The sequence below is a fragment of the Vicinamibacterales bacterium genome, assembly GCA_041659285.1.
Classification (GTDB): Bacteria; Acidobacteriota; Vicinamibacteria; order Vicinamibacterales; family UBA2999; genus 12-FULL-67-14b.
Genome location: JBAZYO010000001.1, coordinates 554,527 through 577,982, shown reverse-complemented (window position 1 = coordinate 577,982; position 23,456 = coordinate 554,527). Strand labels below are relative to the sequence as shown.

The following is a 23,456-nucleotide window of genomic DNA, read 5'->3' as shown; positions in this document are numbered from 1 at the left end:
TGGTGTCGGTCCTCCTGACGAAATTCGAGGGCCGGCTGGTTGCCGGGCTGCCGGTGGAGCTGGTCGCCGCCGCGATCTTCGGCCTGGCTTCGCTGACCGACTGGCTCGACGGCTACCTCGCCCGGCGCCGCAAGCAGGTCACGACCCTGGGCCAGATTCTCGACCCGCTCGCCGACAAGCTCCTGATCTCCGCCACCCTCGTCTCGCTGGTCCAGCTGGGCCTGGCGTCGGCCTGGATGGTGGGGGTGATCATCGGCCGGGAAATCGCCGTCACCGGGCTCCGCAACCTGGCCTATTCGCGCGGCCTGACCATGCCGGCGTCGGGACTCGGCAAGTTCAAGATGGCGTCGCAGGTCACCGCCATCCTGCTGCTGATTCTCGGGTGGGAACGCGTGCCGGCACTGCTCGTGCTGGGCCAGGCCGCGCTCTGGATCGTGCTGCTGACCGCCGTGGTGTCGGCGGTGGACTACTACCAGGGATTTCAGCGCGCCATGAACAGCCGCGCCGCGAAGGTGGCCGACTTCGAAGCGGCGAAGTCGGCCCGGGAAAAGAAGATCAGTTAGCCGGGCCCCGCGCGCGGCAGCCGCGCGTGGGTGGCTTAGCGGCGGGGAACCGCGAGATCGGTCGTGTTCACCGCGTCCGTGGTGGTCATCAGCAACAGCTTCGAAGCGGTCGCCGTCGGGTCGGTGACAATCGCTTCACCAATGTGCACCAGCGGCTTGCCGTCCTTGCGATCGCGGTAGATCGCGTAGCGGGCGCCCGCGGTCACGCCGTGCGCCGACCCGCGCGCAATCGAGAAGGTGTCGCCATCGGCGAACATCTGCCGCCCATCGAGTCCCGCCAGGATCTCCACGCGCTCGGTGAAGTCCGGCTCCGCCACCGTCGCTTCCACGATTGGAAGTGCCAGGTCGGCGAACGGTTCGAGGAAATCGTCGGCCTCGATGGAGTCGCAGGCGTGGTCGATGCTGGCCATCGCGTTGACCTCGTCCATGGCCGTGATCGTGACCCAGCCGGGCGTCCGGATCGGAAGGTAGCCGCCGTCCTTGGGCAGGTGCGCTTGCGAGCCGACCGGGAGGCGCCGGACCATGTACCGCTGGCCAACCGTCAGGCCGTCGTCCGGGGTTCGCCCGACCACCACGACATCGCCGCGGGCGAACGTCAGGCGCGAGTCGGGATGGTGGCCGCCCTTGATCCGCAGCGTGGAAGTGGGCAGGGCCGGAACGAGCACATCCGCGCACATCACGTGGGCGGGAAGCGTGGTCCGGGGGGCGATGGCCTTCGGCTGGGCCCACACCGGAGCCGCGGCCATGAGGGATACGGCGGTAAACACGACGCTGACGCGCATGACAAACCTACTTTCCGGCGGGTGACCCGCCCTTGAGCTCCGCGACGCGTTTCTGCGTCACTTCGAGAAACTCGCTCTTCTCGAATTCGCGAAGCAAGCGTTCGTAGTAGGGGAGCGCTTCGGCTTTCTTTTCGGTTCGGTACAGTGATTCCGCCAGATGGTAATACACGGCGTCGCGGTTGGTGAAGGCCGGGTCGGTCTTGAGCACTTCCTGGAACCGATCGATGGCGCCCGGGTAGTACTTCAGGCGGAAATAGAAGAACCCGACCCGGTAGCCGGCCTCGCTCAACCGGTCCCTGGCCTGACGCTCGAGCTTGCGCGCCTCAGGCATGAGGGCGCTGTTCGGGAAGCGCTGCAGGAAGATCTCGATCTCCTTGATCGCGTCCCTCGTCGCCGACTGATCGCGCTCGGGCGCCAGCATCTGTTCTGTGAACGACCGCGCCAGTTGCAGTTGGGCGTAATCGGCCCGCTGGTGCGTCGGGTAAAAGGTGAGGAACTCGCGGAACTCGTTGGCCCCCAGCAGCTGCGACTCGGTGGTGTGCTCGCCGATGTAGGTGTCGCCCAGCGCCAGCTTGGCGTCGGGGCGATACGGGCTCTGCGGATAGTTGTCCACCAGGTTGCGGAAGTACTCCCGCGCGTTCAGCCACTTCCGGTCCTTCGCCGCCTCGGTGCCGCGGTCGAACAGGAACTTATCGGCGTCGGCGGTGCCCGGCGGCAACGTCGCCGTCTTCGCCGCACATCCACTCACAAGTGCGGCCGCCAGGGCCAGCACCGTCACGAATCGAATCCCGCTCATGCTTTCGTCGCTTCCATCCAGCGCCACATGGCCCGAAGACCTTCTTCGAGCGTCACCGACGGCGCGAAGGCCATGTCTTCACGGGCCCTCGTCGTGTCGGCGTAGGTGTCGCGCATATCGCCCTTCTGTGGGCCCTGTTGATCGATCGTGACCTTTCGGCCGGAGACGCGGGCCAGCAGGTCGAAGACCTCCCGCAGGGAGACGCGCGCGCCTCCGCCAATATTGTAGACGCGCCCGGGCACTCCGCGGACTGCCGCCGCCGCCGTCGCGGTGACCGCGTCGGCCACGAACGTAAAGTCCCGGGTCTGCAGGCCGTCACCGAACTGGACGAGCGGCCGGTCCGCAAGGATGGCCGAAAAGAAGCGGTTGAACCCCATGTCGGGCCGTTGCCGCGGCCCGTAGACGGTGAAATAGCGCAGCGACACCGTGGGCACGCCGTAGTTGACGTGGTAGAGGTGGCACAGTTGTTCGGCGGCGAGCTTGGTCACGCCGTACGGCGAGACCGGCTGGGGCAGCGCGGTCTCGACCATCGGGATGGGCGCGTCGTCTCCGTACACCGACGAACTCGAGGCGTAGACCAGGCGTTCGATGGGCTTGCCCACGCACGCCTCGAGCAGCCGCTGGGTGGAGTCCACGTTGAGTCCGGTATAGACCTGGAATTCCTTGCCCCAGCTCCGCCGCACGCCGGCCTGCGCCGCGAGGTGGAACACGTGGGTGATGCCGTCCAGCATGGCATTGAGATCCAGCTCGCGCAGATCGCCTTCCACCAGCTCGTAGCCGGCGCGGCCGCGAAGATTCTCGAGGTTGCGCTCCTTGAGCGGGCGGGGATAGAAATCGGTGAAGGCGTCGATGGCCCGCACCGTGGCGCCCTGCTCGAGCAAGCGCTCGCTCAAGGTCGACCCGATGAACCCCGCCCCGCCGGTGACCAGTGCTCTCATGCGAACCACTCCTTTACACGCTCCGGCAGCCGGGCCGGGCGCCCCGACGGGCCAATGGTCGCGTGGACCGTGTGGCCGGAGGCGAGTGCGGCGCCATCCACACGGCGAACCACGTCGTAGTCGAACCGAATGCGGACCGGCGACAACTGGTGCGCCCGCGTCCGAATCTCCAACTCATCGTCGTACCGCGCGCCCTGCCGATAGTCGCAGTGCGCCTCGATCACGGGAAGCTGAAGGCCTTCTTCCTCCATCGCCCGGTACGTCCAGCCCGTGTCGCGGAGCCAGTCGGTGCGGCCGATCTCGAACCACACCAGGTAGTTCGCGTAGTAAACCACGCCCATCTTGTCGGTCTCGGCGTAGCGCACGCGCACGCTGGACGAGGTGATGCGCGGCTGGGCCGTCACCGGGCGCCGCCGCGAGCCGCGCGTTCGGCCGCGTCCTTGAGCGCGCGAGCCGCCTTCTCGGCGTCACCGCCGCCGAAAATGGCGTGGCCGGCCACCAGCCACTCGGCGCCGGCCTCGACCACCTGCGCCACCGTGGCCAGGTCGATGCCACCGTCCACTTCGATGGGCGCGGCGGTGTTGCCCGCCTGATCGAGCAGCGCCCGCACGGCGCGGATCTTGGCGAGACTGCGCGGGATGAACACCTGGCCGCCGAACCCGGGATTGACGGACATCACCAGGACGAAGTCCACGTCGGCGGCCACTTCTTCGATGGCGGTTACCGGCGTCGAGGGGTTGAGCACCACGCCGGCCTTCGCGCCGAGCTTCTTGATCTGGCTGATCGTACGATGGAGGTGCGGCAGCACTTCCACGTGCACCGACACCATGTTCGCCCCCGCGTCGATGAACGGCTCGATGTACTGGTCCGGGTCCGAGATCATCAGGTGGACGTCGAGCGGCAGCCTGGTAGCCTTGCGCAGCGACCGCACCACCGGCACGCCGATCGAGATGTTCGGCACGAAGTGGCCGTCCATGACGTCCACATGCACCTGGTCGGCGCCACCGCGGGTCGCGGCGTCGATGTCTCGGCCGAGGGCGGAGAAGTCGGCCGCCAGGATGGACGGCGCCAGTCGAATGGTCACCGGCTGACCTCCAGGGCGATCGGGTCGCCAGGGTGGACCTGGTACCCGCCCGCCGGCGACTGGCGCACCACGACACCGGGCGGGATGGCCGACGCGGCGGACTGGGCGGTGATCGACACCCGGAAGCCGCGCGTGCGCATCACGTCCGCGGCGCGGTCGCCGTTCAAGCCGATGAGGTCGGGCATGACGTAGGTCGCGCGATCTTCGCCACGGTTCACGAGCAGGCGAATCTCCGCCGTTTGCGTGGACGGTGGCGGGTCCTGCGCCACGACGACGTCGGGCGGATACAGGGCGGAGCGGATTTCGGTGACGGCGCCAATGGCCAGGCCGTCTTGCGCCACCCGGATCTCGGCCGAGCGCTGGGTCTCGCCGAGCAGGCTCGGCGCGAGCGCCACGTGAACGCCGGCGCTCAACACCACGCGGACGCTTCGCTGCCGCCGCGTCGCCGACCCTGAGGTGGGCTCCTGCAGCAGGACGTGACCGGCCGGGACCTTGGGATCAGCGCGCGTGACCGGCTCGACCCGCAACTGGAGATCAAGGGTTGAGGCCAATGCCGCGGCCTCCGTGAGAGAACGGCCGACCAGTTCCGGCACCGTGACCTGCCGGGCGCGAACCGCCACACGCATGGCAATGCCGGCAAACAGGAGGAAGGTGGCGGCGAGGGCCCCGGTCAGCAAGAGGATCTTGCCAAGGCCCCAGACTCTGGTTCCGAGCGGCATGGACAACAGTCAATGGTACTACAGGAGGTTAGGCGCGGCGTTCGAGGACCGAGCCGAAAAAGGCCTCCAGGCCATCCCTGAACGGCAGCGTCTGGTGTTCGCGGGCCAGCGTGAAGTCAGGATGGCCGGCCAGGAACGCCGCCACGACCTGCTGGTTCTCTTCCGGCTCGCTGGAGCACGTGCTGTAAACCAGCGTGCCCCCCGGCCGGACCAGGGCGGCGGTGCGCTGCAACAGGTCCACCTGCGTGGCCGCCAGGGCGGGGAGGTCGGACTCCGCGACGCGCCAGCGGATGTCCGGGTCGCGCCGGACGGTGCCGAGGCCGGAGCACGGCGCATCGATCAAGACGCGGTCGAATGCGGCATCGGCGAACGGCAGCACGCCGGCGGGCGGCACCTGCGTGACGCGGGCGCGCGCAATCCGGCACCGGGTCAGCGTCTCGGTCAGCACCCGGAGGCGATGACGCCGGACGTCGGTGGCCACGATCAAGCCGGTCGAGCCGATGTCGGCGGCAATGGCGACGGTCTTGCCCCCGGGGGAGGCGCACAAGTCCAGCACGCGATCACCGCGCTGCGCGGCCAGCAACCCGGCGATCAGTTGCGACGCTTCGTCCTGCACCAGGCAGCGGCCCTCCCGAAAGGCCCGCGTACCGAGGGCCTGGCCGCTGATCACCTGCAGTCCGTGCGGCGCGCGCGGCGTGTGCCGCGTGTCAACGCCGTCGGACTTCAGTTCCTCCTCGAGCGCCTCGCGCGACGCGAGCGTGCGGTTGGCGACCAGGCACAGCGCGGGCGCCAGGTTGTTGAACCTGAGCCAGGCCTCGGTCGCCTCGGCGCCATGACGACGGAGCCACCGGCGGATCAGCCATTCGGGATGCGAGTGCACGACGCTGAAATAGCCGGCCATCGCGTCCACGTTCGCGGGATCGGCCGGTCGCTCCGGCCAGGCCAGCTTCTGCCGTTCGCGATTGAGCGCGCGCAGCACGGCATTGACCAGGCCGGTCGCGCTCGACTTGCCGCCGCGGCGGGTGAGATCGACGGCGTCGTTGATGATCGCCGAGGAGGGCGTGCGCGTGAGGTACATCAGCTGAAACGCGCTCATCCGCAGGATGTCGCGGACCATGGCGTCGAGGCGTCCGATTGGCCGCGTCAGGCGCAGGGCGAGTTGATGGTCGATGGCGGCGCGCATCCGCAGCGTGCCCGACACGATCTCGAGCAGCAGGGCGCGATCGCGTTCGTCGGTGAGCGGCTTGCGGGCGCGGGCGACCGCTTCGCCCATGTCCAGCCGCTCCTCGTCCACCTGGCGGAGCGCATCGAGGGCCGCGCGGCGGGCCAGGGCGATCATGTCGTGGAAAACTGCGCGCCCGCGGTCAGCGCGCGGCTGGCCATGGCGTCGCGCGCGCTCATGACGCGCTTGCCTTCGAGTTGCAGGTCAACGATCTCGATCGCGCCCTCGCCGCAGGCCACGTGCAGGCCGTCAATCGCGGAGGCGGCCAGGATGGTTCCGGGCCTGGCGGCGGCCGTCATCGGCGAGATCCGCGATCGATGCAGGATGTATCGCGTGCCATGGAGGAACGCGTAGGCATGCGGCCACGGCCACAGCCCGCGGATCAGGTTGTGGACGTCGCCGGCCGCGCGCCGCCAGTCCACCAGGCCCTCGGCCTTGGTCAGCTTGGGCGCGTAGGTCACCTGCGATTCGTCCTGGGGTATCTCGGTGGCCCGCCCCGCCTCGATGTCGTCCAGCGTCGCCACCAGGAGTTCGGCGCCGCGAACGGCCAGGTCCGCCTCGACGCTCGACGTGGTGTCGTCGGCGCCAATCGGCACGATCACACGCGACAGCATCGGGCCGGCGTCGAGGGCCTTGACCACGCGCATGATCGTGACGCCGGTCGCGGCATCGCCGCCGATGACGGCGCGGTGCACCGGCGACGCGCCGCGGTGGCGGGGCAACAGCGAGGCGTGCACGTTGATCAGGCCCAGGCGCGGAGTGGCGAGCAGCCAGTCGGGCAGGATCTTGCCGTAGGCCGCCACCACGCCGATGTCGGCGTGCAGCGCGGTGAACGCCGCCTCGAACTGATCGCGAGCCAGGCGCTCTGGCTGCAGCACCGGAAGGCCCAACGGCACCGCGAGCGCCTTCACGGCCGGCTCGCTGACCTGCTGCCCGCGGCCGCGCGGCCGGTCCGGCTGCGTGATCACACCGACCACCTGGTGAGGCGATTTCACGAGGTGCTCGAGCGTCGGCACGGCGAATTGCGGCGTGCCAAAGAACGCCACGCGCAGCGCCATCAGTCGCTCACCATTTCCCGGCCTTCGCCATCTTCTTGATCTTACGGAGAATCAGGTCGCGCGAGATGCCGCGCAGCCGGTCCACGAACAGGCACGACTGCAGGTGGTCCATCTCGTGTTGCAGGGCCCGCGCCAGCAGCCCGGTGCCCTCAATCTGGTACTCGTCACCCTGGCGATTGAGGCCCTTGACGACCACGCGCTTGGGGCGCGCGACCGTCGCGGTGAATCCCGGCACGCTCAGGCAGCCTTCTTCCTCGAGCTGCATGCCCTCGCGTTCGACGAACTCCGGGTTGATCATCACCGACAGCGCCGCCGGATCCCGGCCGACCGAGAGGTCCACCACGAAGATGCGCAGCGACACGCCGACCTGCGGCGCCGCCAGGCCGATGCCGGGGGCGGCGTACATCGTCTCGATCATGTCGTCGAGCAGCGTTTCGATCTCCGGCGTGATGGCCTCCACGGAACGCGTCGGCGCGGTCAGGATCGAGTCTCCGAGCCGCAGGATGGGACGCAGCACGGATCAGACCCGGGCCGTCGAGGGGCGGCGCGACAGGCGGCCGCGAATCTTGGTGTTGGCGTCGTTCACCCGCGCGAGCAGGTCGGCCATCGAGTCGCCGCCGAAGCGCTCGAGCACGGCGTCGGCCAGCACCAGGCTCACCATCGCTTCCGCGACCACGGCCGCGGCCGGCACGGCGCAGACGTCGCTGCGTTCGATGGCGGCGGGGGCCTCTTCCAGCGTGGTGAGATCCACCGACCGCAGCGGCTTCATCAGCGTCGAGATGGGCTTCATGAAGCCGGTCACGCGCAGCTCTTCGCCGTTGGTCACGCCGCCTTCGAGTCCGCCGGCGCGATTGGTCGGCCGCTTGAGCACCGGCAGGCCGGCCGCGGCCGCTGCCGTGTCGGCCACGATCTCGTCGTGCACCTGGGAGCCCGGGCGGCGGGCGCCCTCCACGCCGTCACCCACGGCCACCGCCTTGATGGCGGGAATCGACATCAGCGCCTGCGCCAGCCGGCCGTCGAGCTTGCGGTCCCACTGGACGTAGCTGCCCAACCCGACCGGGACGTTGCGCGCGATGACCTCGAACGATCCGCCGAGGGTGTCGCCGGCCTCTTTCGCCGCATCGATGGTGGCCATCATCTGCTGCTCGAGGGCCTTGTCGGTGCAGCGAAGCGGCGCTTCGAGGTCCATTGCCGTCGCCGCCTCGAAGGTGACGTGCGTGCCGGGCGCGACCACCACGCCGCCGATGCCGGTGATGTGGCTGGTCAGCTCGCAGCCGATCGCCGCGAGCAACTGCCGCGCAATGGCGCCGGCGGCCACGCGGGCGGCGGTTTCCCTCGCGCTCGCGCGTTCGAGCACGTCGCGAATATCGTCGTGGTCGTACTTGAGGGCGCCCGCCAGGTCGGCGTGTCCGGGCCGAGGCCGAACCACCGCAGCGCGATTGGCGCCGGTGGCGCCCGCCGGCGCCTGCGGCTCCACGTGCATGGTGTTCTGCCAGTTCTCCCAGTCCTTGTTGCGGACCAGCAAGGCCACGGGCGCCCCGGTCGTGCGGCCGCGCCGGACGCCCGACAAGACCTCGGCGCGATCGGACTCGATCACCATGCGGCGGCCCCGGCCGTAGCCGCCCTGGCGGCGGCGCAGCTCGAGCGTCATCGCGTCGATGTCGACAGTCAGTCCGGCCGGCAGGCCTTCGAGAATGGTGACGAGCCCTGGCCCGTGAGATTCCCCGGCAGTCAAAAAACGCAGCATCCGACGAGCATTCTATACGAAGAAACTGCGATCCCCCTGGTGCGCACCGGGCCGTACCACTCGCAATTCCGCCCATTGTCGCCGGGCCTCGCGTTTGCACGATCGCCGGCATGCTGATGCTCGATCGCTATCTCGTTTCGGGAGGCCGCGCGCTCGACCTGGCCACGGGCGCGGGGATTCGTTGGCACATGCGGCGCCCCGGCGCCAAGCCGATGCCCGCGCTCTTCACCCGGCGCGCGCAGGCGTGGCTCATCGACTTCGACCTGCGCGGGCGCTCGCGCATCGAGGTGTGGGAGCGGCCCACCGACGGCTTCGCCGTGGATTCCGATCCCTCCGCCACCCTCGACGCGTTTCGGGCGGCGCTGGCCGATGCGCGTGATGGACGTCCGCGCGCGCTCGACCTGGTCGAACCGACCACGGCCAGCTGGAGCCGCACCCAGCGGCTGTTGGCGCGCGAGGCGAGGCTCGCCGGGTTCGTGCCCCTCGCCGCCGATGCCTTCGGCGCCGTGCTGTCGCAGGCCAGGTGGCGATGGCCGTCGTGGCTGAAGGACCGCTCCCTCGTCGTGTTTGCCACCGACGCCAGGTTGTCGCCGGATGCCGCGCTGGCGTTGTTCCGCCTCGCCACCAAGGACGCGCGGCCTCACCTGGTGGTCCGCACGGCGACGGGAAACCGCGCCTGGCAGCCGAGGTTCGTGCCGTCCGCCTTTCATGTTCACGAGGCCGGTGTCGAAGACGCCATTGGCGGACCCGACGCGCTGATCGAGCGGGCGCGCGAGCTGCACGCCAGCGGGCGCATTGTCGATGCGGAGGCGAGCGCCAGGTGGGGCGTGTTGTTGACCGTGCCGGGACCGGAACACGAAGCGGCGCGATGCGCCCTGGCCCGGTGCCTGATCACGCAGCGGCGGATGTTGGAGGCGCGGGCCGCCTTGCTCAGCGTGGATGGTGACGAGGCGGGCGCCCTGCGCGCCCAGATCCTCGCGGGCCCCGCCGAGGTGACCACCGAGCCGGCGATGGCGGACACGTTCCTGGAAATCCTTCGCGTCTGCCAGCAAGTGGACGATGGCGAGCTGACGCTGACGCGGGCAGCGGGGCTGATCCGCGAGAAGCTGGCCGCGTCCACCGTGGCCTTCGTGGTCCGGCATCGCGAGGGGCCGTTGCCCGTCGCGCACGCCGGCGCCTCGACGCCGCGAACCGCGCAGCTCGATGTCGCACTGCGTGTGCTCGATACCGGCATTGCGGTGCCGCCATTCGACCGCGGCCATGCCGTGGAAGCGGCGTGGCCGGTTCGTTACGGCGCCAGCGTGGCCGGCGCGCTGTGGTGCCACTGGGCGCTCGGCGCGCCGGTCGTGGCCCACGACATCGCGACCATCCTCGAGCTGGCCACGACGGCGGCGGCGCCGGCCGTCTACGAAGTGTCGGAACGCATGCGGTCACCAGCAGACGTCACCGGGCCGATTCCGGATCTGGTGGGCGAGAGCGCGGCGATGCAGCAGGTGAGGCAGGCGGTGCTGCGCGCGGCAGCGTCCCCCTTTCCGGTTCTCATCGAAGGTGAGAGCGGATCGGGAAAGGAACTGGTGGCTCGCGCGGTGCACGCGGCGAGTGGCCGCCGGAACCGCCGCTTCTGCGCCTTGAACTGCGCGGCGCTGTCTGACGACCTGGTGGAGGCGGAGTTGTTCGGTCACACCCGTGGGGCGTTCACGGGAGCCGTGGCCGAGCGCCTGGGCTTGTTCGAGGACGCGCAGGGCGGCACCTTGTTCCTGGACGAAGTCGCCGAGCTCAGCGCTCGCGTGCAAGCCAAGCTGTTGCGCACGATCCAGGAAGGCGAGGTGCGGCGGCTGGGGGAGTCGCACACCCGGAAGGTGGATGCCCGGATCGTCGCCGCCACCAATCGGCCGCTGGCCGGAGAAGTCTCGGCGGACCGCTTCCGCGCCGACCTGCGGTACCGGCTCGACGTGCTGCGCATCGCCATTCCGCCACTGCGGGACCGCCTCGAAGACCTGCCGCCGATCGTTCGCCACATCTGGTCGATGCTCGCGGCGCGGACCGGCAGCCGGGCCGTGCTGTCGCCGTCCGCAATGGCCGCGCTCGGCGCCTACGACTGGCCCGGCAACGTGCGCGAGTTGCAGAACGTGCTGGCCTCCATGCTGGTGGCCGGACCACCGAAAGGCGTGATCGGCCCGGGCGGCGTGCCGGGTCACATCACCCGCGCCACCGCGATGACGGGACGGGCCACGCTGGCGGAGGCGCGCCGTGCCTTCGAGGTCCACTTCGTGAGGGCGGCGTTGGCCCGCGCGGGTGGACGGCCCATTGCCGCGGCCCGCGAACTCGGCGTCTCGCGACAGGGACTCACGAAGCTGATCGCCCGGCTCGATCTGCCGGCGATCGAGAAACCGCCGGCCATCCACGCATTAGAATGAGCGCGGTGGTGCGCTTTCTCGTCCGGCGGGTGTTGCTCACGATCCCGGTCCTGCTCGGGGTGGCCACGCTCGTGTTCTCGATGATTCACCTGGTGCCGGGCGATCCGGCGCAGGCCATGCTGGGCGACGGCGCCTCGCCGCAAGACATCGCCGAACTGCGGGGGAACCTCGGCCTCGATCGACCGCTGCCGGCGCAGTATGCGACGTTCCTCCGCAACGCAATCACCGGCGACCTCGGCAAGTCGTTCCGCACGGGCCAGCCGGTCACCCTCATGATCGCGGAGCGCGTGCCGGCGACCGCGGAACTCGCGTTTGCGGCCATGGCCGTCGCACTCCTGCTGGCCATCCCGCTCGGCATCGTCGCGGCGGTGTGGCGGAACACCCTGGCCGACCACGCGGCGATGACGTTCGCGCTGGCCGGCATCTCGATTCCGAACTTCTGGCTGGGTCCGCTGCTCGCGATTGTGTTCGCGGTGGAACTGGGCTGGCTTCCGGTGTCGGGCCGCGGCACGCTGGCGCACCTGGTGCTGCCGGCGGTGTCGCTGGGGTTGGCGCTCTCCGCGATTCTCGCGCGGATGACGCGGGCCAGCCTCCTTGAAGAACTGGGCGAGTTGTACGTGCGGGCGGCTCGCGCGCGCGGGGTCTCGCCGGCGTCGGCCGTGCTCCGGCACGCCATGCGCAACAGCCTGATTCCGCTCGTCACCATCGTGGCGCTGCAGTTCGGCGCGGTGCTCACGGGCGCCGTCATCACGGAGACGATCTTCGCGTGGCCGGGGATCGGGCGGCTGCTCATCCAGTCGATCGGCTTCCGCGACTACCCGATGGTGCAGGGCTGCATCCTGCTGATCGCCGTGACCTACGTCACGGTGAACCTGCTCACCGATCTGATGTACGGCGTCCTCGATCCACGGATTCGACTCGAATGATGCGCCTCGGCGTGGCCATTGTCGCGATTGTCGTCTCGTCGGCGCTGCTGGCGCCGTGGGTCCTGCCCTGGGACCCGAGCGTGCAGGACCTCGCGAACCGGCTGCAGGGCCCGACCTGGCAGCATTGGTTCGGCCTCGACGAACTCGGGCGCGACATCCTCGCGCGCGTGCTGCTCGGCGCGCGCGTGTCGCTGCTCGTCGGCATCATCGTGGTTGGCGTGTCGTCGCTGGTCGGGATGGTCGTGGGCGCGGTGTCGGGCTACTACGGCGGCCGCATCGACCAGGTGATCGGCCGCGTGATGGACGTGCTGATGGCCTTCCCGGGCATGCTGCTCGCGATCGCGCTGGTCGCCGTGCTCGGTCCCAGCCTCACCAACGTGGTGATCGCGCTCGCCGTCATCGGCTGGGTCGGGTATGCACGGCTCGTGCGCGGCCAGGTCCTGCGCGCCCGTGAGTTCGAATACGTGGTCGCGGCGCGGGCCCTGGGCGCCGGCACCATCCGCATCCTGACCCGGCACGTCATGCCGACGGCACTGCCGCCGGTGCTGGTCCAGGCCACGCTCGGCATGGCCGGCGCGATGTTGTCGGAAGCGGCGCTGAGCTTTCTCGGCCTCGGCGTTCAGCCGCCGACGCCCAGCTGGGGCACCATGATCAACGGCGGGCGAGTGCACCTGCTCGACGCCCCGCACCTGACGATCTTCCCGGGATTGTTCCTCGCCATCGTGGTGCTCGGCTTCAACTTCCTCGGCGACGGCCTCCGCGACGCGATCGATCCGAAAAAGGGGGTCTGACCCCGACGGGATTTGGCGGGGAGGGGTCTGGCCCCCACGCAGCAGTCTTACCTACGGCAGCCGTCGCTTCAACTGCAGCAGGACGCGATTGCCGGGCTCCGCGGCGAGGCCTTCGTCCAGCACTTGATGCGCCCGGGCCACGTCGCCGCTCTTCCACGCCGCATCGGCCAGGCGCGCCAGCAGCGCCGTGCTCGGGCCGGATTCATCGATGGCGCGCGCGAACCAGCGCGCCGCGAGTGCCGGCTCGCCGAGCCGCATCGACAAGTCACCAATGCGCGCCGAGGTCGCCGCCAGCGGCTTGTCGTCGCCCACCAGCGTGGCGTACTTCAAAAGGGCATCCCGGGCGTCCTGGATGCGGCCGTCGCGCTCGGTCACGTCGGCGAGCTGCAGATACGCATCTGGCGGCACCGGCACGCGGGCCACGGCCTGGCGCAAGGCGCGTTCGGCGGCCCGCATGTCGCCGGCCAACCGCCAGGCGCGGCCGAGTTCCGCGAAGGTATCGCTGCTGGCATCGGACCGGCTGGCGGCCTGCTCGAGGGCCTCCACCGCCTTGTTGAGCGCGACCCGGTCACCGCGGCGCTGCGCGCTGGTGAGCCACACATGCCCGAGGGCGGCGTAGGCCTGCGGGGCGTCGGGGAACCGATCCACGGCGCGCCCCAGCGTGATCACTGCCGCGTCTTCGTGTCCCGCGCGCGCCTGCGCCAGTCCCACGGCCACCAGGCGGTCGGCCCGCGACGGGTCCAGCGCGGCCAGCGCCTCCAATTCGTTGATGGCCCTGGTGTGCTCGCCCTCGAGCCCGTACACCTCGGCCAGGGCTTCGCGCGCCGCGGTCTGGCTGGCCGGGGAGCGGCGGGTGGCCTCTTCGAGCGACTTGCGGGCGGCCGACAGCTTGTTCTGATCCCTCAGGACCAGGCCGAGCACGTAATGCGCGTCGCCAAGCGCGGGATCGAACTTGAGCGCCTGCTGCAGGGCCGCTGCCGCCTCGTCGATCCGGCCGGCCCGGTACCGCGAGAGTCCAAGCTTGTAGTGGACTCGCGCGTTGCGTTCGTCGAGGGCAATGTAGGCCTCATACCGTTCCACCGCCCGTTCGGCGCGGCCGAGCGAGGCATTGACGTCGCCCAACAATTCAATGGCGACCAGGGCGCCCGGGTCAATTTCGACGGCCCGGCGCAAATCGCGCAGGGCCGCCTCGCGTTCGGCCTGGCTCTGGTAGACGGCGCCACGCTTCAGGTGGCCGAGCATCGAGTCGGGCTTGAGGGCAATGGCCCCGGAATAGGCCTCGATCGCCTGGAATTGGCGTTCGGCGCCGACGGCTCGGTCGCCGTCGGCGATCAGGCGCTCGAACTCACGCTCGTTGGCGAGCGCGGAATAGGCGAGCGCGGCGGCCACGCCGGCTACGGCCACGAACACGACCGCCACCAGGGTTCGACGCACGAAGATGATGGTAGCAAAAGGCGCGGAACTTTCGCGGCCAGCCGGGTTCTAACCTTGATACACTGGCTATGGGCTTACGAATTGGCGCCGATTCCGTCATGAAAGACGCCGGAGCACTCGGTTGGGCTGAAGTCGGGAACCACGAGGCGGCGCTCATCGAGCGCTGTGCCGCGGGGGATCAGGCGGCCTGTGCGGAATTAGTGTCCGGTCACGAGCGCATGGTCTATCAACTGGCCCTGCACCTGCTCGGCGACCGCGACGAGGCCCTCGACCTCTCCCAGGAAGTCTTCCTCAGTGTCTTCCGCACCATCCAAAGCTTCCGCGGCCAGTCGGCGCTAAAGACGTGGATCTACCGCATCTGCATCAACCAGGCCCGCAACCGCCAACGCTGGTGGAGGCGCCGCCACAAGTCTGACCAGGTCTCGCTCGATCAGCACGTGGCCGCGCACGGCGACCTGCGCCAGCCCGGCGAGCACACCTCGCCCGACCGCGCCTACGCCAGGAAAGAGCTGGCGGAAAAACTGTGGACCGCCCTCGACCAGCTGCCGTTCGATCAGCGGACGGTCATCGTGCTCCGGGAGATCGATGGCCTGAGTTACGACGACATCGCGTTCTCCCTCGGCGTCGCCGTGGGAACCGTCAAGTCACGCCTGACGCGGGCGCGCCAGACGCTGCGTCAACAACTCCAGGGGGTGCGCGTATGATGCACGAACATCCGTGCGCCTACGTGCGCGAGCGGCTCGAAGCGTTCTACGACGGCGAGGTGCCGTTCCACGAACGCCTCGCCATCCAGGATCACCTCACCGAGTGCGTCACCTGCAGCCTGGCCGCGGAAGAGCTTGCGACCCTGGGTTCGACCCTGCGCGGCATGGCCTCGGAAGTGGGCGAGCTCGCCGCCGTTGAACCGTTGCGCCTCACCGCGCAGGTGGTCGAGCAACTGCGCGTTGAAGAGACGCTCTCGGTCCGTGCGCAAGTGATCGCGCTGTTCCAGGACATGCACCTGGTATGGGCCGGCATTGGCGCCACGGTCGCCACGTTGATTTGCATCATCGGTTCGGCGAGCGTGCTCCACGCCGCCAACCAGGAACGCCCCGACTCGCTGGCCGGCGTCATTTCCATGCTGGCGAATCCCGGCTCGAACGCGAACCCGGTCCGGCTCAACTACGACATGATGGCGCCGCGCGCCGTCACCGATCCCACCATTGAAATGTCGGAAGAGGATGCGGAATACACGCTGTCGGCCGTGGTCTCGCGCGAAGGCCGCGTGCAGGGAATTGAAGTGATCAACGACGCCCAGCCACTGGGCAAGCGCGCCGTGGTCAATGCCATGCTCAACGAGGCCTACCGCGTGCAGTTTGCGCCAGCCCAGGCGCGAACCGGCGACGCGGTGGCGGTCAGCATGGTGTGGCTCGTGTCCAACACCACGGTAAAGGCCCGCCACGACGATGGCATGGGGATGACGCGGCAGGCGCTGCGCCTGCACAACGCGCCACAGCCGCTCGGCCCGCTGCCGATTCCGGTGGATTTCGCCGGCCGGCCGAAACCCCAGGCCGCGCCGATGATGAAGCCGATTGTGCCCGAGGCGTTCGAGGCCGCGGGGCCAATCGCCGCGCTCGCCCTCGGGTTCTAGCGCCTACCGGATCTGGACCTGGCCGGTCCCGACATTCCCCAACGCATCGGTCGCTCGTATCACCAGCGTGCGCCCGGCCGCGTCCGCGTCGAGCCGGATCTCGAACGCTTCCTGCCGCGCGTCGAGTATCCCGTCGCGCGGGAAGGCCGCCTGCCAGCGCTGCGCATCCACCGAATACTCCACACGCGTGATGGCCGAGTCGGCGTCGCGCACATCCGCCGCCACCACGAAGCGCGCGCCGTCGCGCCGGACCGCGCCCGCTTGCACCGTGGGCGCCACGTTGTCGATTTCGAAACCGCTGCTCTCCAGTTCGCCGACCAGTGAGGCATCGGCCGGGTTCGCGCGCGCATCGGACGCCGCCACCTTCAGCACGTATGTGCCGTTGGGCACCGACGAGGTGTCCCACACCAGCAGCGTGTCGCGCAGGTCGCCCTTGAGCAGGCGCCAGGTGGTCTCGCCTTCACGGCGGTAGAACACGTCGTAGGTCAGCTCGTCGCCGTTGTCATCGTCCGCTTTCCACACGAAGGTCTGCAGGCCCTTCTGGTAGATGCGGCGGCCAAGGGCGGGCCCGCCGGCGCCGGGCGAGGCCGCGCCGGCGTTGCGGCGCTCGCTGCCATCGTCATCGAGGCCGGCAATCTCCGTCTCGCCACTTGAGAACGGCTTCTGGAAGACCACGCCGGGCGGATGCACGGTGATGGCGGCCACCTGCGGACGGACGTTGCGCGGCAGGTACGCCGACGTCAGCGACGTCAACACGGGACTCGCCGGCCCGCCGGAGAGCACCGCGCGCCATTGCAGGTAGCGCGCCTTGGGGCTGGTAATCGGAGAGCCTTCGGCGCTGGCGTAGGGGCCGGCCCAGTCGCTCCACGCTTCGTCGGGCGTGCGGGTGTTGCCGGATCGCGTGAACACTTCGACCTTGGTGCCCGCGGGAGACGTCGCCTTCCACGCCACCACGCCCCAGGTCGAGACGAGACGGGCATCCTTGACGTCGGACTCGAACGTGCCCCGGCTGGCGCGGGCCGACGAAATGGCCATCAGCCGGCCGGGATTGGAGGTGGCCACGTAGGTCCGATCCGCGGCGCGGAGGACGTGGGTGGCCTGCTGCGCAGGCACGCGGGTGACGAGCACCGATCGCACCGGGTCGCCGCTCAGCCGGTAGAGTTTGCCCTTGCCGCCCGTCGCCACCAGCAGCGCGCCATCGGGCTCAATCGCCATGTCATAAGGCGCGTCCTCGGCGGGCGCCCAGATCTGATCCCACAGCCCATCGGGCTGTACACGGAAGATCGCGCCAGTGGAGTTGCGGCGATCCGCCGCACCCGACCCGGCCGACTGCGGCGTGGTGGGGATGTCTACCACCGTAATCGACGTGATCTCGGTTGAGACGTTCGGGATCGACGTCGTGACCGGAGGCGGCACGGTCACCGGCTCGGCGAGGGTGTCGCCGCCGGTCTGCGAACGGCTGCTCTGGGCCGCCGCGTAAATCACCCCCTTGGGATCGACGCGCAAGGCGTGGATCTCCTGGAAGGTGGTGTCGAGCAACAGGAAGCCCCTGCCGCCGGCGTCGACCCGGAACACGCGGCCGGGCGCGCCGGTGCCGACCAGCAGCTGGTTGGCCGCGTCGAAGGCGAGCGACACCGCGTGCGTGGCCTTGGTGGAGAAGAACCGGTCGCCCTTGCCGTCGGCGGTGATGCGATACACCGCGCCCTTATCGCCGGTGCCGGCAAAGACGTTGCCCTGGCGATCCACGGCGAGCGACCAGATGTACTTGTCGTCGGGATCGAAGAAGGTCGTGGCCTGACCCTTCGCGTCCACCTTGTAGATGCGTCCGTCCGGCGAGGTGGCGACGTAGAGTCCGCCGCCCGGCGCCGCCGCCAGCGCATGCACCTCCATCTCGCTGCTGTCGAAGAACACGGTGCCCTGGCCGTTGCGATCGACGCGGATCACCTTGCCGTCGTTGCCGGTGCCCAGGAACAGCGCGCCATCGGCGCCGCTCAGCATCGTCCACACGAACGGCACGCCGGCGTCGTAGACGCGGGTGAGTTCAGGGCCGAGCGTCAGGCGCCCGTGTTCATCGACCGAGAGCTGATCGACATCGCCGCGGAGAAAATCGGCTTGCGTCGCGGCCTGCCAGAAGCCGGGGGCCGCCGCCAGCGTGGACACCGCGAGTAAGCCAGCGGCCAGGGCCGCGCCAAACAGGGATCGACTGGTCATTTAAGGTTGATCGAGGCTGAGGGTCAACTGGCGCGAACCGGTGACCGCGAAGTCGAGGGGCAGTTCCCACTCGCCGCGGGTCGTGGTCCGCAGGGCACCGACGGTGCCGCTGTTGCGGTCGGCTTCGAGCACCGACAGCACGGAGGGCGGCAGCGCCGTCATCGGCTCGCCGTTGACGACGGCGCCGGTGTCGGGAGAGGTGAGCCGGACGTAGAGACGGTTGTTCTTGCGGGCGCGATTGAAGTTGCGAATCATCTGCGACACCAACTGCATGTCGGCGCCGCGGGTGTCACGGCGATCGTCGGCGGTGGTGCGGGCGGCGTCGGCGACCACCAGCTGCAGGGTCCCGGTGGCGTTGGCCGGCAACTGGATGGGCACCTGCCTCACCACTTCTTCACCGCGCGCGTTGCGCATGGCCACGAACACCACGGCGCCGCGGCCGGAGCGTGGGCGCGTGGTGTCCAGCCAGACCCGCTCGATGCGAGCGCTGCGCTGTTGCTCGCTCGCGTCGATGACCAGGTCGATCTTGTCGACGTCCACCGCCTCGCCGGAATTCTTCAGTAACGCCGTCAGCGGACCCGCGATGTAGGCCGCGGCGCCGCCGGCCGGCTGGTCGCCCGAGAACATGTCTTCGAACGAGAGGTCGCCCTGGGCGCGGATGGAGGCGGTCCCGCGGATGGCGAACGACGCCGGTCCGGCGCCGCGCTCGTACGAGGTCAGTACGTTCGCCACCGACAGGTAAGTGAGGAGCGGCGTGAACGTGAAGTCGCGGACCACGCCGAATTTGAAGGTGCGCGACGGCCCGCGATCGGAGTTGAGCGTGATCGACACCGGAATGAGCGATGGCCCGGGACCAAGGCGTCCGGCGATGGCGGTGGCCCGGTCCTGCTGGACGGTGCCGACGATCTCGCCGAAACTGGCGAGCTTGCTCGATGACATCAGGCTGGGCAGCACCACCTGCACTTCGGCCTTCGTCATCGGGAACTGGGTGGGTCCCAGGTTGTAGAGCGGATGGCCGAACGCATAGACGCGGTCGCCATCCACGTGGGTCACGGTGCCCGTGGCGCCGAGTTCGAAGTCACCGGTGAGCAAGGCCACGCCGATGGCATCGCCTGGCGCGAGCCGGCGATCGTTGCCGCCGCCGCCGGAGCCGGAGGGTGCCTGCGCGGCACTCGACATCGGGACAAAGCCGGCGGCCGCGAAGGCTGGCGAGATCGGATCGATTACGGAGGAATCAAACCCCGAAGCCACCATCGGCACGGCAATGGGCCTCAGCATCGATCCCATGCGTCCCAGCTCTCCCGAGACGCCCGACACCACCAGGGCCTGCGACGGGTCGTCCACGAACGCCCGCGACCGGCCGAGGTCGTGCGCCCAGATTTCCATCAACTGTTTGGGGGTCGCCGGCCAGGTAATGGACACCGGCCGGGAGCCCGGGGTGGCGGCCGGCATCATGGTGGCGTCGAGCATCTCCGCAATCGGCGTGATCCCGGCAATGGGTTCGGTGGAGAACTGGCCGAGCGAGTAGGAGACGGCGCCCATCAGGCGGCCATCCACGTACACCGGGCTGCCGCTCATGCCGGCAATCACCCCGGTCTTGGCGAGCGGTCCGCCCTCGAGCCTGGCCAGGATCAAGCTTCGCTTGGGGCCAATCACGTTGCGGAGCACGCCCAGCACGTGGACCTTGAAGTCCTCGAGCTGCGTGCCCGAAAACACGGTTCGGCCCACGCCCACCATGCCAACCCGAACCTCCTCGAGGGGAATGGTCGGAGTCTGGGCGCGCGGCGCGGCCACCAGCACACCGAGCACAAGAGCGGCGAGAGCGAAAACGCGTATGTTCATTTAAGTGTCAGAAATCAGCGACTTACTCTGGTTATACGGTGTTCCCCCGGGCGAAGCAAGCCCGGAACCGGGCGCCTTTGCCACGCTGCCGACCTCGGCAGTTTGACGCCAGTGCCGCGGTCTGTTAGCCTTTCGACGTTCACATGCGCTTGCGAGCCGTCTCTGCCGCCGCCCAGCATCGGTCTTTTGGCCGAATTGGGAGCCGTGTGCGCGCGTGGTGGTATTGGTGCCCAGCAGGAGAGGCTAACCGGTCCGTCTAACCAACACGAGCAATCTGACGCTCGACCGAAGCGCCTCTTCAACCCAAACGGGGGAGAGGCGCTTTTTTATTTGGCGATTTGGGATCTGGTGATTTGGTGATTTGGTGATTTTGTGAAGACTGCCAAGCTCTGCGCGACCGTGACGGCCGACACCATGGCCGAGCTGCGTACGCGGCGCGATCAGGTGGGTGACGCCGACCTCGTCGAGCTCCGGCTCGACTCGGTGCGCGACCCGAGCGCGGCAGGGGCATTGGCGGGACGCCGCAAGCCGGTCATCGTCACCTGCCGGCCCACGTCGGAAGGCGGCATGTTTACCGGATCCGAAGAAGAGCGCCGACGGATTCTCTCCGAGGCCATTTCCCTCGGCGCCGAGTATGTCGATCTCGAGTGGAACGGCATGTGCGCCGACCTGATCGACGAGACCGGGGGCCGTCGAATCATCCTGTCGCACCACGACTTCTCAGGCATGCCCGCCGACCTGCACGACAAGGCCCACGCCATGCTGGCGAGCGGGGCGGAAGTGGTCAAGATCGCGGTCACCGCCCACCGGCTCAGCGACTGTCTCACGCTGCGCACCGTGGCCCAGCACACGCGCGTGCCGATGGTCCGGATCGCCATGGGTGAGGCCGGCGTCGCCACGCGCATCCTCGCCAGCTGGTTCGGCTCCTGCTGGACCTACGCCGGCGACGACGTCGCACCCGGCCAGATCGATCTGCAGCGGATGCAGGACGAGTTCCGCTTCCGCCGCATCGGCGCCCGCACCGCCATCTACGGCGTGCTCGGCAAGCCCGTGTCGCATTCGGTGTCGCCGTCGATGCACAACGCCGCGTTTCGCGCCGCCAATCTCGACGCGGTTTACCTGCCGCTGGCCGCCGCTGACTTCGACGACTTCATGGCTCTGGCGGAGGCGTTGAACCTGTCGGGCGCGAGCGTGACGGCCCCCTTCAAGGTGGCGGCGTTCGAGCGGGCCGACGAATGCGACCCGGTCAGCCGGCGCATCCAATCCGCCAACACGCTGCGCCGCGTCGGGGCCAAGTGGCTGGGGTGCAACACCGACGTGACCGGCTTCCTGTCGCCGCTCGAATCCACCCTCAAGCTCAAGGGCACCCGCGCCACCGTCCTGGGCGCCGGCGGCGCGGCGCGGTCCGTGGCGGTGGCCCTGGCGTCCGCGGGGGTCCGGGTCACGCTGTGCGCGCGCCGGCCGGAGCAGTCCGGCGCCATCGCCGCCCTCACCGGCGCCAGGGTCGGTGAATGGCCGCCCGTACCCGGCAGCTGGGACATCCTGGTCAACGCCACACCGGTTGGCACCGCGCCGCACGCGGACCAGTCGCCCGTGCCGCCGGAGTTTCCGCTGGATGGCGAACTCGTCTACGACCTCGTCTACAACCCGACCGAAACGCGGCTCTTGCGCGAGGCCGCCAAGGCCGGCTGCCGCACCGTCGGCGGGCTCGACATGCTGGTGGCTCAGGCCCAGGCGCAGTTTGAATGGTGGACCGACCAACGTCCGGCTGACCGCGTGATGCGCGAAGCGGCGGTGGCCAGGCTCGGCGTGATGGAGAAGCAATGAAGCAGACGACGTTCGAAGAGTTCGTGGACCTGGCGCAGCGGGCCACATTTGTGCCGGTGTGCAAGGAACTGGTGGCCGACCTGCTGACCCCGGTGTCGGCATTCCTGAAAATCGCCGAGCACTCCGACTACGCCTTCCTCCTGGAAAGCGTCGAGGGCGGTGAGCACGTGGGACGCTACTCGTTCCTGGGCAAGGACCCCTTCCTGATCTTGCGCGGCAAGAACGGGCAGACCGTGATCGAGAAGGCCGGCGTCAGCAGCAACGCCGAGAAGCCGTTCGTGGACACGCTGCGCGATCTGATGAACAGCTTTCAGTCCCCGTTCGTGCCGGGCCTGCCACGCTTCACCGGCGGCGCCGTCGGCTACCTGGGCTACGACACCGCGGCCTGGTTCGAGCCGACCGCGGCCCGCGCCGACGCCGACACCTCCGGGCGCGATGACGCCGGGTTCATGCTGTTCGACACCGTGCTGGCCTTCGATCACGTGCAGCACCGCATCCTGCTGATCGCCAACGCGCGTATCTCCGGTGACGAAGACCTCCGGTCCCTGTACCAGTTCGCGTGCGCCAAGATCGAGTTCCTCGAAGGCGAACTGGAGCGGGCGCTGTCGGTGAAGCGCGGCACCGGCGGCGAGGCACTGCACCTCGTGTCCAATTTCTCGCAAGAGGCCTACGAGTCGATCGTCAGGAAGGCCAAGGAGTACATCGCGGCCGGCGACATCTACCAGGTCGTGCTGTCGCAGCGGTTCGAGGCTGAAGTTGGGGTGGATGCATTCACCGTCTATCGCGCGCTGCGCCACGTGAATCCGTCGCCGTACATGTTCTTCATCCGCATGGGCGACCGCTCGATCGTCGGCTCGTCGCCCGAGATGCTGGTCCGCGTGGAAGGGCGCCACGCCGTCACGCATCCGATTGCCGGCACGCGGCCGCGCGGCAAGACCGACGAGGAGGACGTGCGCCTCGCCGAGGAATTGAAGCGCAGCGAGAAGGAGAAGGCCGAGCACGTGATGCTCGTCGACCTCGGGCGCAACGACATCGGCCGCGTCTGCGACTACGGCACGGTGCGCGTGCCGACGTTCATGGCGCTCGAGCGCTACTCGCACGTGATGCACCTGGTCTCCGTCGTCGAAGGGCAGCTGGCCGAGGGCCGCGACCGGCTCGACGCGCTGGTGTCGTGCTTTCCGGCCGGGACGGTCTCGGGGGCGCCCAAGGTGCGGGCCATGCAGATCATCAACGAGCTCGAGCCGACGCGGCGCGGGTTCTACGCCGGCGCCGTGGGTTACCTCGACTTCGCCGGCAACCTCGACTTCTGCATCGCCATCCGCTCGATCCTGATGGAGGGCGGCAAGGCCTACATCCAGGCCGGCGCCGGCATCGTCGCCGACTCGAACCCGACCGCGGAGTACGAAGAGACGAAAGACAAGGCGCGCGCCATGCTGCGGGCGCTGGAGCTCGCGCAGACGGGGTTGTAG

21 protein-coding genes are annotated in these 23,456 nt (G+C 69.1%); 8 read left to right on the top strand and 13 right to left on the bottom strand.

What is annotated here, in order from left to right:
- On the top strand, window positions 1–563 hold a 563-nt coding region (pgsA, locus tag WC815_02630; GenBank protein ID MFA5907650.1), incomplete at its 5' end, for a CDP-diacylglycerol--glycerol-3-phosphate 3-phosphatidyltransferase.
- 35 nt (window positions 564–598) lie between these two features.
- On the opposite strand, the gene WC815_02625 is transcribed toward pgsA, so the two are convergent.
- The 10 genes from WC815_02625 to aroC are packed head-to-tail and all read right to left on the bottom strand — an operon-like array spanning window position 599 to window position 8,909.
- Complete coding sequence (locus tag WC815_02625) at window positions 599–1,345, bottom strand: hypothetical protein (protein ID MFA5907649.1); 747 nt, start codon at window positions 1,343–1,345, stop codon at window positions 599–601.
- Between the two features lie 7 nt (window positions 1,346–1,352).
- The gene (gene bamD / locus WC815_02620) at window positions 1,353–2,141 is read right to left on the bottom strand and encodes an outer membrane protein assembly factor BamD (protein MFA5907648.1); all 789 of its coding nucleotides are present in this window, start codon (window positions 2,139–2,141) and stop codon (window positions 1,353–1,355) included.
- Window positions 2,138–3,079 (bottom strand): NAD-dependent epimerase/dehydratase family protein, encoded by a 942-nt coding sequence (locus WC815_02615; GenBank protein MFA5907647.1) that lies wholly within the window; start codon window positions 3,077–3,079, stop codon window positions 2,138–2,140. The genes bamD and WC815_02615 overlap by 4 nt, the downstream gene beginning before the upstream one ends.
- A complete protein-coding gene (locus WC815_02610; protein ID MFA5907646.1) occupies window positions 3,076–3,483 on the bottom strand; it encodes a thioesterase family protein in 408 nt (135 codons plus the stop codon). Before WC815_02610 ends, WC815_02615 begins: the two co-directional genes overlap by 4 nt.
- A complete protein-coding gene (rpe, locus tag WC815_02605) occupies window positions 3,480–4,163 on the bottom strand; it encodes a ribulose-phosphate 3-epimerase (GenBank protein ID MFA5907645.1) in 684 nt (227 codons plus the stop codon). The genes WC815_02610 and rpe overlap by 4 nt, the downstream gene beginning before the upstream one ends.
- Window positions 4,160–4,882, bottom strand: a complete 723-nt coding sequence (locus WC815_02600; GenBank protein MFA5907644.1) for a PASTA domain-containing protein — start codon at window positions 4,880–4,882, stop codon at window positions 4,160–4,162. Before WC815_02600 ends, rpe begins: the two co-directional genes overlap by 4 nt.
- Window positions 4,883–4,910: 28 nt before the next feature.
- Entirely contained in the window at window positions 4,911–6,221 is a 1,311-nt protein-coding gene (rsmB, locus tag WC815_02595) for a 16S rRNA (cytosine(967)-C(5))-methyltransferase RsmB (protein MFA5907643.1), read from the bottom strand.
- The gene (gene fmt, locus WC815_02590; GenBank protein MFA5907642.1) at window positions 6,218–7,162 is read right to left on the bottom strand and encodes a methionyl-tRNA formyltransferase; all 945 of its coding nucleotides are present in this window, start codon (window positions 7,160–7,162) and stop codon (window positions 6,218–6,220) included. Before fmt ends, rsmB begins: the two co-directional genes overlap by 4 nt.
- A 7-nt stretch (window positions 7,163–7,169) precedes the next feature.
- Window positions 7,170–7,679, bottom strand: coding sequence for a peptide deformylase (gene def, locus WC815_02585; GenBank protein MFA5907641.1), 510 nt, complete (start codon window positions 7,677–7,679; stop codon window positions 7,170–7,172).
- Window positions 7,680–7,682: 3 nt separating this feature from the next.
- On the bottom strand, window positions 7,683–8,909 hold the full coding sequence (gene aroC, locus WC815_02580) for a chorismate synthase (protein ID MFA5907640.1): 1,227 nt from the start codon (window positions 8,907–8,909) through the stop codon (window positions 7,683–7,685).
- A gap of 110 nt (window positions 8,910–9,019) precedes the next feature.
- On the opposite strand from aroC, the gene WC815_02575 reads away from it, so the two are divergent.
- The 3 genes from WC815_02575 to WC815_02565 are packed head-to-tail and all read left to right on the top strand — an operon-like array spanning window position 9,020 to window position 13,043.
- Entirely contained in the window at window positions 9,020–11,326 is a 2,307-nt protein-coding gene (locus WC815_02575) for a sigma 54-interacting transcriptional regulator (GenBank protein ID MFA5907639.1), read from the top strand.
- A 5-nt stretch (window positions 11,327–11,331) separates the two neighbouring features.
- Window positions 11,332–12,252, top strand: coding sequence for a nickel ABC transporter permease (nikB, locus tag WC815_02570; GenBank protein ID MFA5907638.1), 921 nt, complete (start codon window positions 11,332–11,334; stop codon window positions 12,250–12,252).
- Window positions 12,249–13,043 (top strand): ABC transporter permease, encoded by a 795-nt coding sequence (locus WC815_02565; protein MFA5907637.1) that lies wholly within the window; start codon window positions 12,249–12,251, stop codon window positions 13,041–13,043. The genes nikB and WC815_02565 overlap by 4 nt, the downstream gene beginning before the upstream one ends.
- Window positions 13,044–13,094: 51 nt before the next feature.
- On the opposite strand, the gene WC815_02560 is transcribed toward WC815_02565, so the two are convergent.
- Window positions 13,095–14,477 (bottom strand): tetratricopeptide repeat protein, encoded by a 1,383-nt coding sequence (locus tag WC815_02560; protein MFA5907636.1) that lies wholly within the window; start codon window positions 14,475–14,477, stop codon window positions 13,095–13,097.
- Window positions 14,478–14,575: 98 nt separating this feature from the next.
- On the opposite strand from WC815_02560, the gene WC815_02555 reads away from it, so the two are divergent.
- Together WC815_02555 and WC815_02550 are read left to right on the top strand one after the other, a co-directional pair.
- On the top strand, window positions 14,576–15,181 hold the full coding sequence (locus tag WC815_02555; protein ID MFA5907635.1) for a sigma-70 family RNA polymerase sigma factor: 606 nt from the start codon (window positions 14,576–14,578) through the stop codon (window positions 15,179–15,181).
- Window positions 15,178–16,107 (top strand): anti-sigma factor, encoded by a 930-nt coding sequence (locus WC815_02550; protein ID MFA5907634.1) that lies wholly within the window; start codon window positions 15,178–15,180, stop codon window positions 16,105–16,107. The genes WC815_02555 and WC815_02550 overlap by 4 nt, the downstream gene beginning before the upstream one ends.
- A 3-nt stretch (window positions 16,108–16,110) precedes the next feature.
- Here WC815_02550 and WC815_02545 read toward each other — a convergent pair whose 3' ends face one another.
- Both WC815_02545 and WC815_02540 read right to left on the bottom strand, forming a co-directional pair.
- A complete protein-coding gene (locus WC815_02545; GenBank protein MFA5907633.1) occupies window positions 16,111–18,318 on the bottom strand; it encodes a hypothetical protein in 2,208 nt (735 codons plus the stop codon).
- The gene (locus WC815_02540; GenBank protein MFA5907632.1) at window positions 18,319–20,160 is read right to left on the bottom strand and encodes a SpoIVB peptidase S55 domain-containing protein; all 1,842 of its coding nucleotides are present in this window, start codon (window positions 20,158–20,160) and stop codon (window positions 18,319–18,321) included.
- 372 nt (window positions 20,161–20,532) lie between these two features.
- Here WC815_02540 and aroE point away from each other — a divergent pair, with 372 nt between their 5' ends.
- Window positions 20,533–21,987 (top strand): shikimate dehydrogenase, encoded by a 1,455-nt coding sequence (gene aroE, locus WC815_02535; GenBank protein MFA5907631.1) that lies wholly within the window; start codon window positions 20,533–20,535, stop codon window positions 21,985–21,987.
- A complete protein-coding gene (gene trpE, locus WC815_02530) occupies window positions 21,984–23,456 on the top strand; it encodes an anthranilate synthase component I (GenBank protein ID MFA5907630.1) in 1,473 nt (490 codons plus the stop codon). The genes aroE and trpE overlap by 4 nt, the downstream gene beginning before the upstream one ends.

Coding starts and splice junctions, on each gene's coding strand:
- WC815_02625 (MFA5907649.1), bottom strand. CDS start 1,345: ATGCGCGTCAGCGTCGTGTTTACCGCCGTATCCCTCATGGCCGCGGCT.
- bamD (MFA5907648.1), bottom strand. CDS start 2,141: ATGAGCGGGATTCGATTCGTGACGGTGCTGGCCCTGGCGGCCGCACTT.
- WC815_02615 (MFA5907647.1), bottom strand. CDS start 3,079: ATGAGAGCACTGGTCACCGGCGGGGCGGGGTTCATCGGGTCGACCTTG.
- WC815_02600 (MFA5907644.1), bottom strand. CDS start 4,882: ATGCCGCTCGGAACCAGAGTCTGGGGCCTTGGCAAGATCCTCTTGCTG.
- rsmB (MFA5907643.1), bottom strand. CDS start 6,221: ATGATCGCCCTGGCCCGCCGCGCGGCCCTCGATGCGCTCCGCCAGGTG.
- fmt (MFA5907642.1), bottom strand. CDS start 7,162: ATGGCGCTGCGCGTGGCGTTCTTTGGCACGCCGCAATTCGCCGTGCCG.
- aroC (MFA5907640.1), bottom strand. CDS start 8,909: ATGCTGCGTTTTTTGACTGCCGGGGAATCTCACGGGCCAGGGCTCGTC.
- WC815_02575 (MFA5907639.1), top strand. CDS start 9,020: ATGCTGATGCTCGATCGCTATCTCGTTTCGGGAGGCCGCGCGCTCGAC.
- WC815_02565 (MFA5907637.1), top strand. CDS start 12,249: ATGATGCGCCTCGGCGTGGCCATTGTCGCGATTGTCGTCTCGTCGGCG.
- WC815_02555 (MFA5907635.1), top strand. CDS start 14,576: ATGAAAGACGCCGGAGCACTCGGTTGGGCTGAAGTCGGGAACCACGAG.
- WC815_02550 (MFA5907634.1), top strand. CDS start 15,178: ATGATGCACGAACATCCGTGCGCCTACGTGCGCGAGCGGCTCGAAGCG.
- WC815_02545 (MFA5907633.1), bottom strand. CDS start 18,318: ATGACCAGTCGATCCCTGTTTGGCGCGGCCCTGGCCGCTGGCTTACTC.
- WC815_02540 (MFA5907632.1), bottom strand. CDS start 20,160: ATGAACATACGCGTTTTCGCTCTCGCCGCTCTTGTGCTCGGTGTGCTG.
- trpE (MFA5907630.1), top strand. CDS start 21,984: ATGAAGCAGACGACGTTCGAAGAGTTCGTGGACCTGGCGCAGCGGGCC.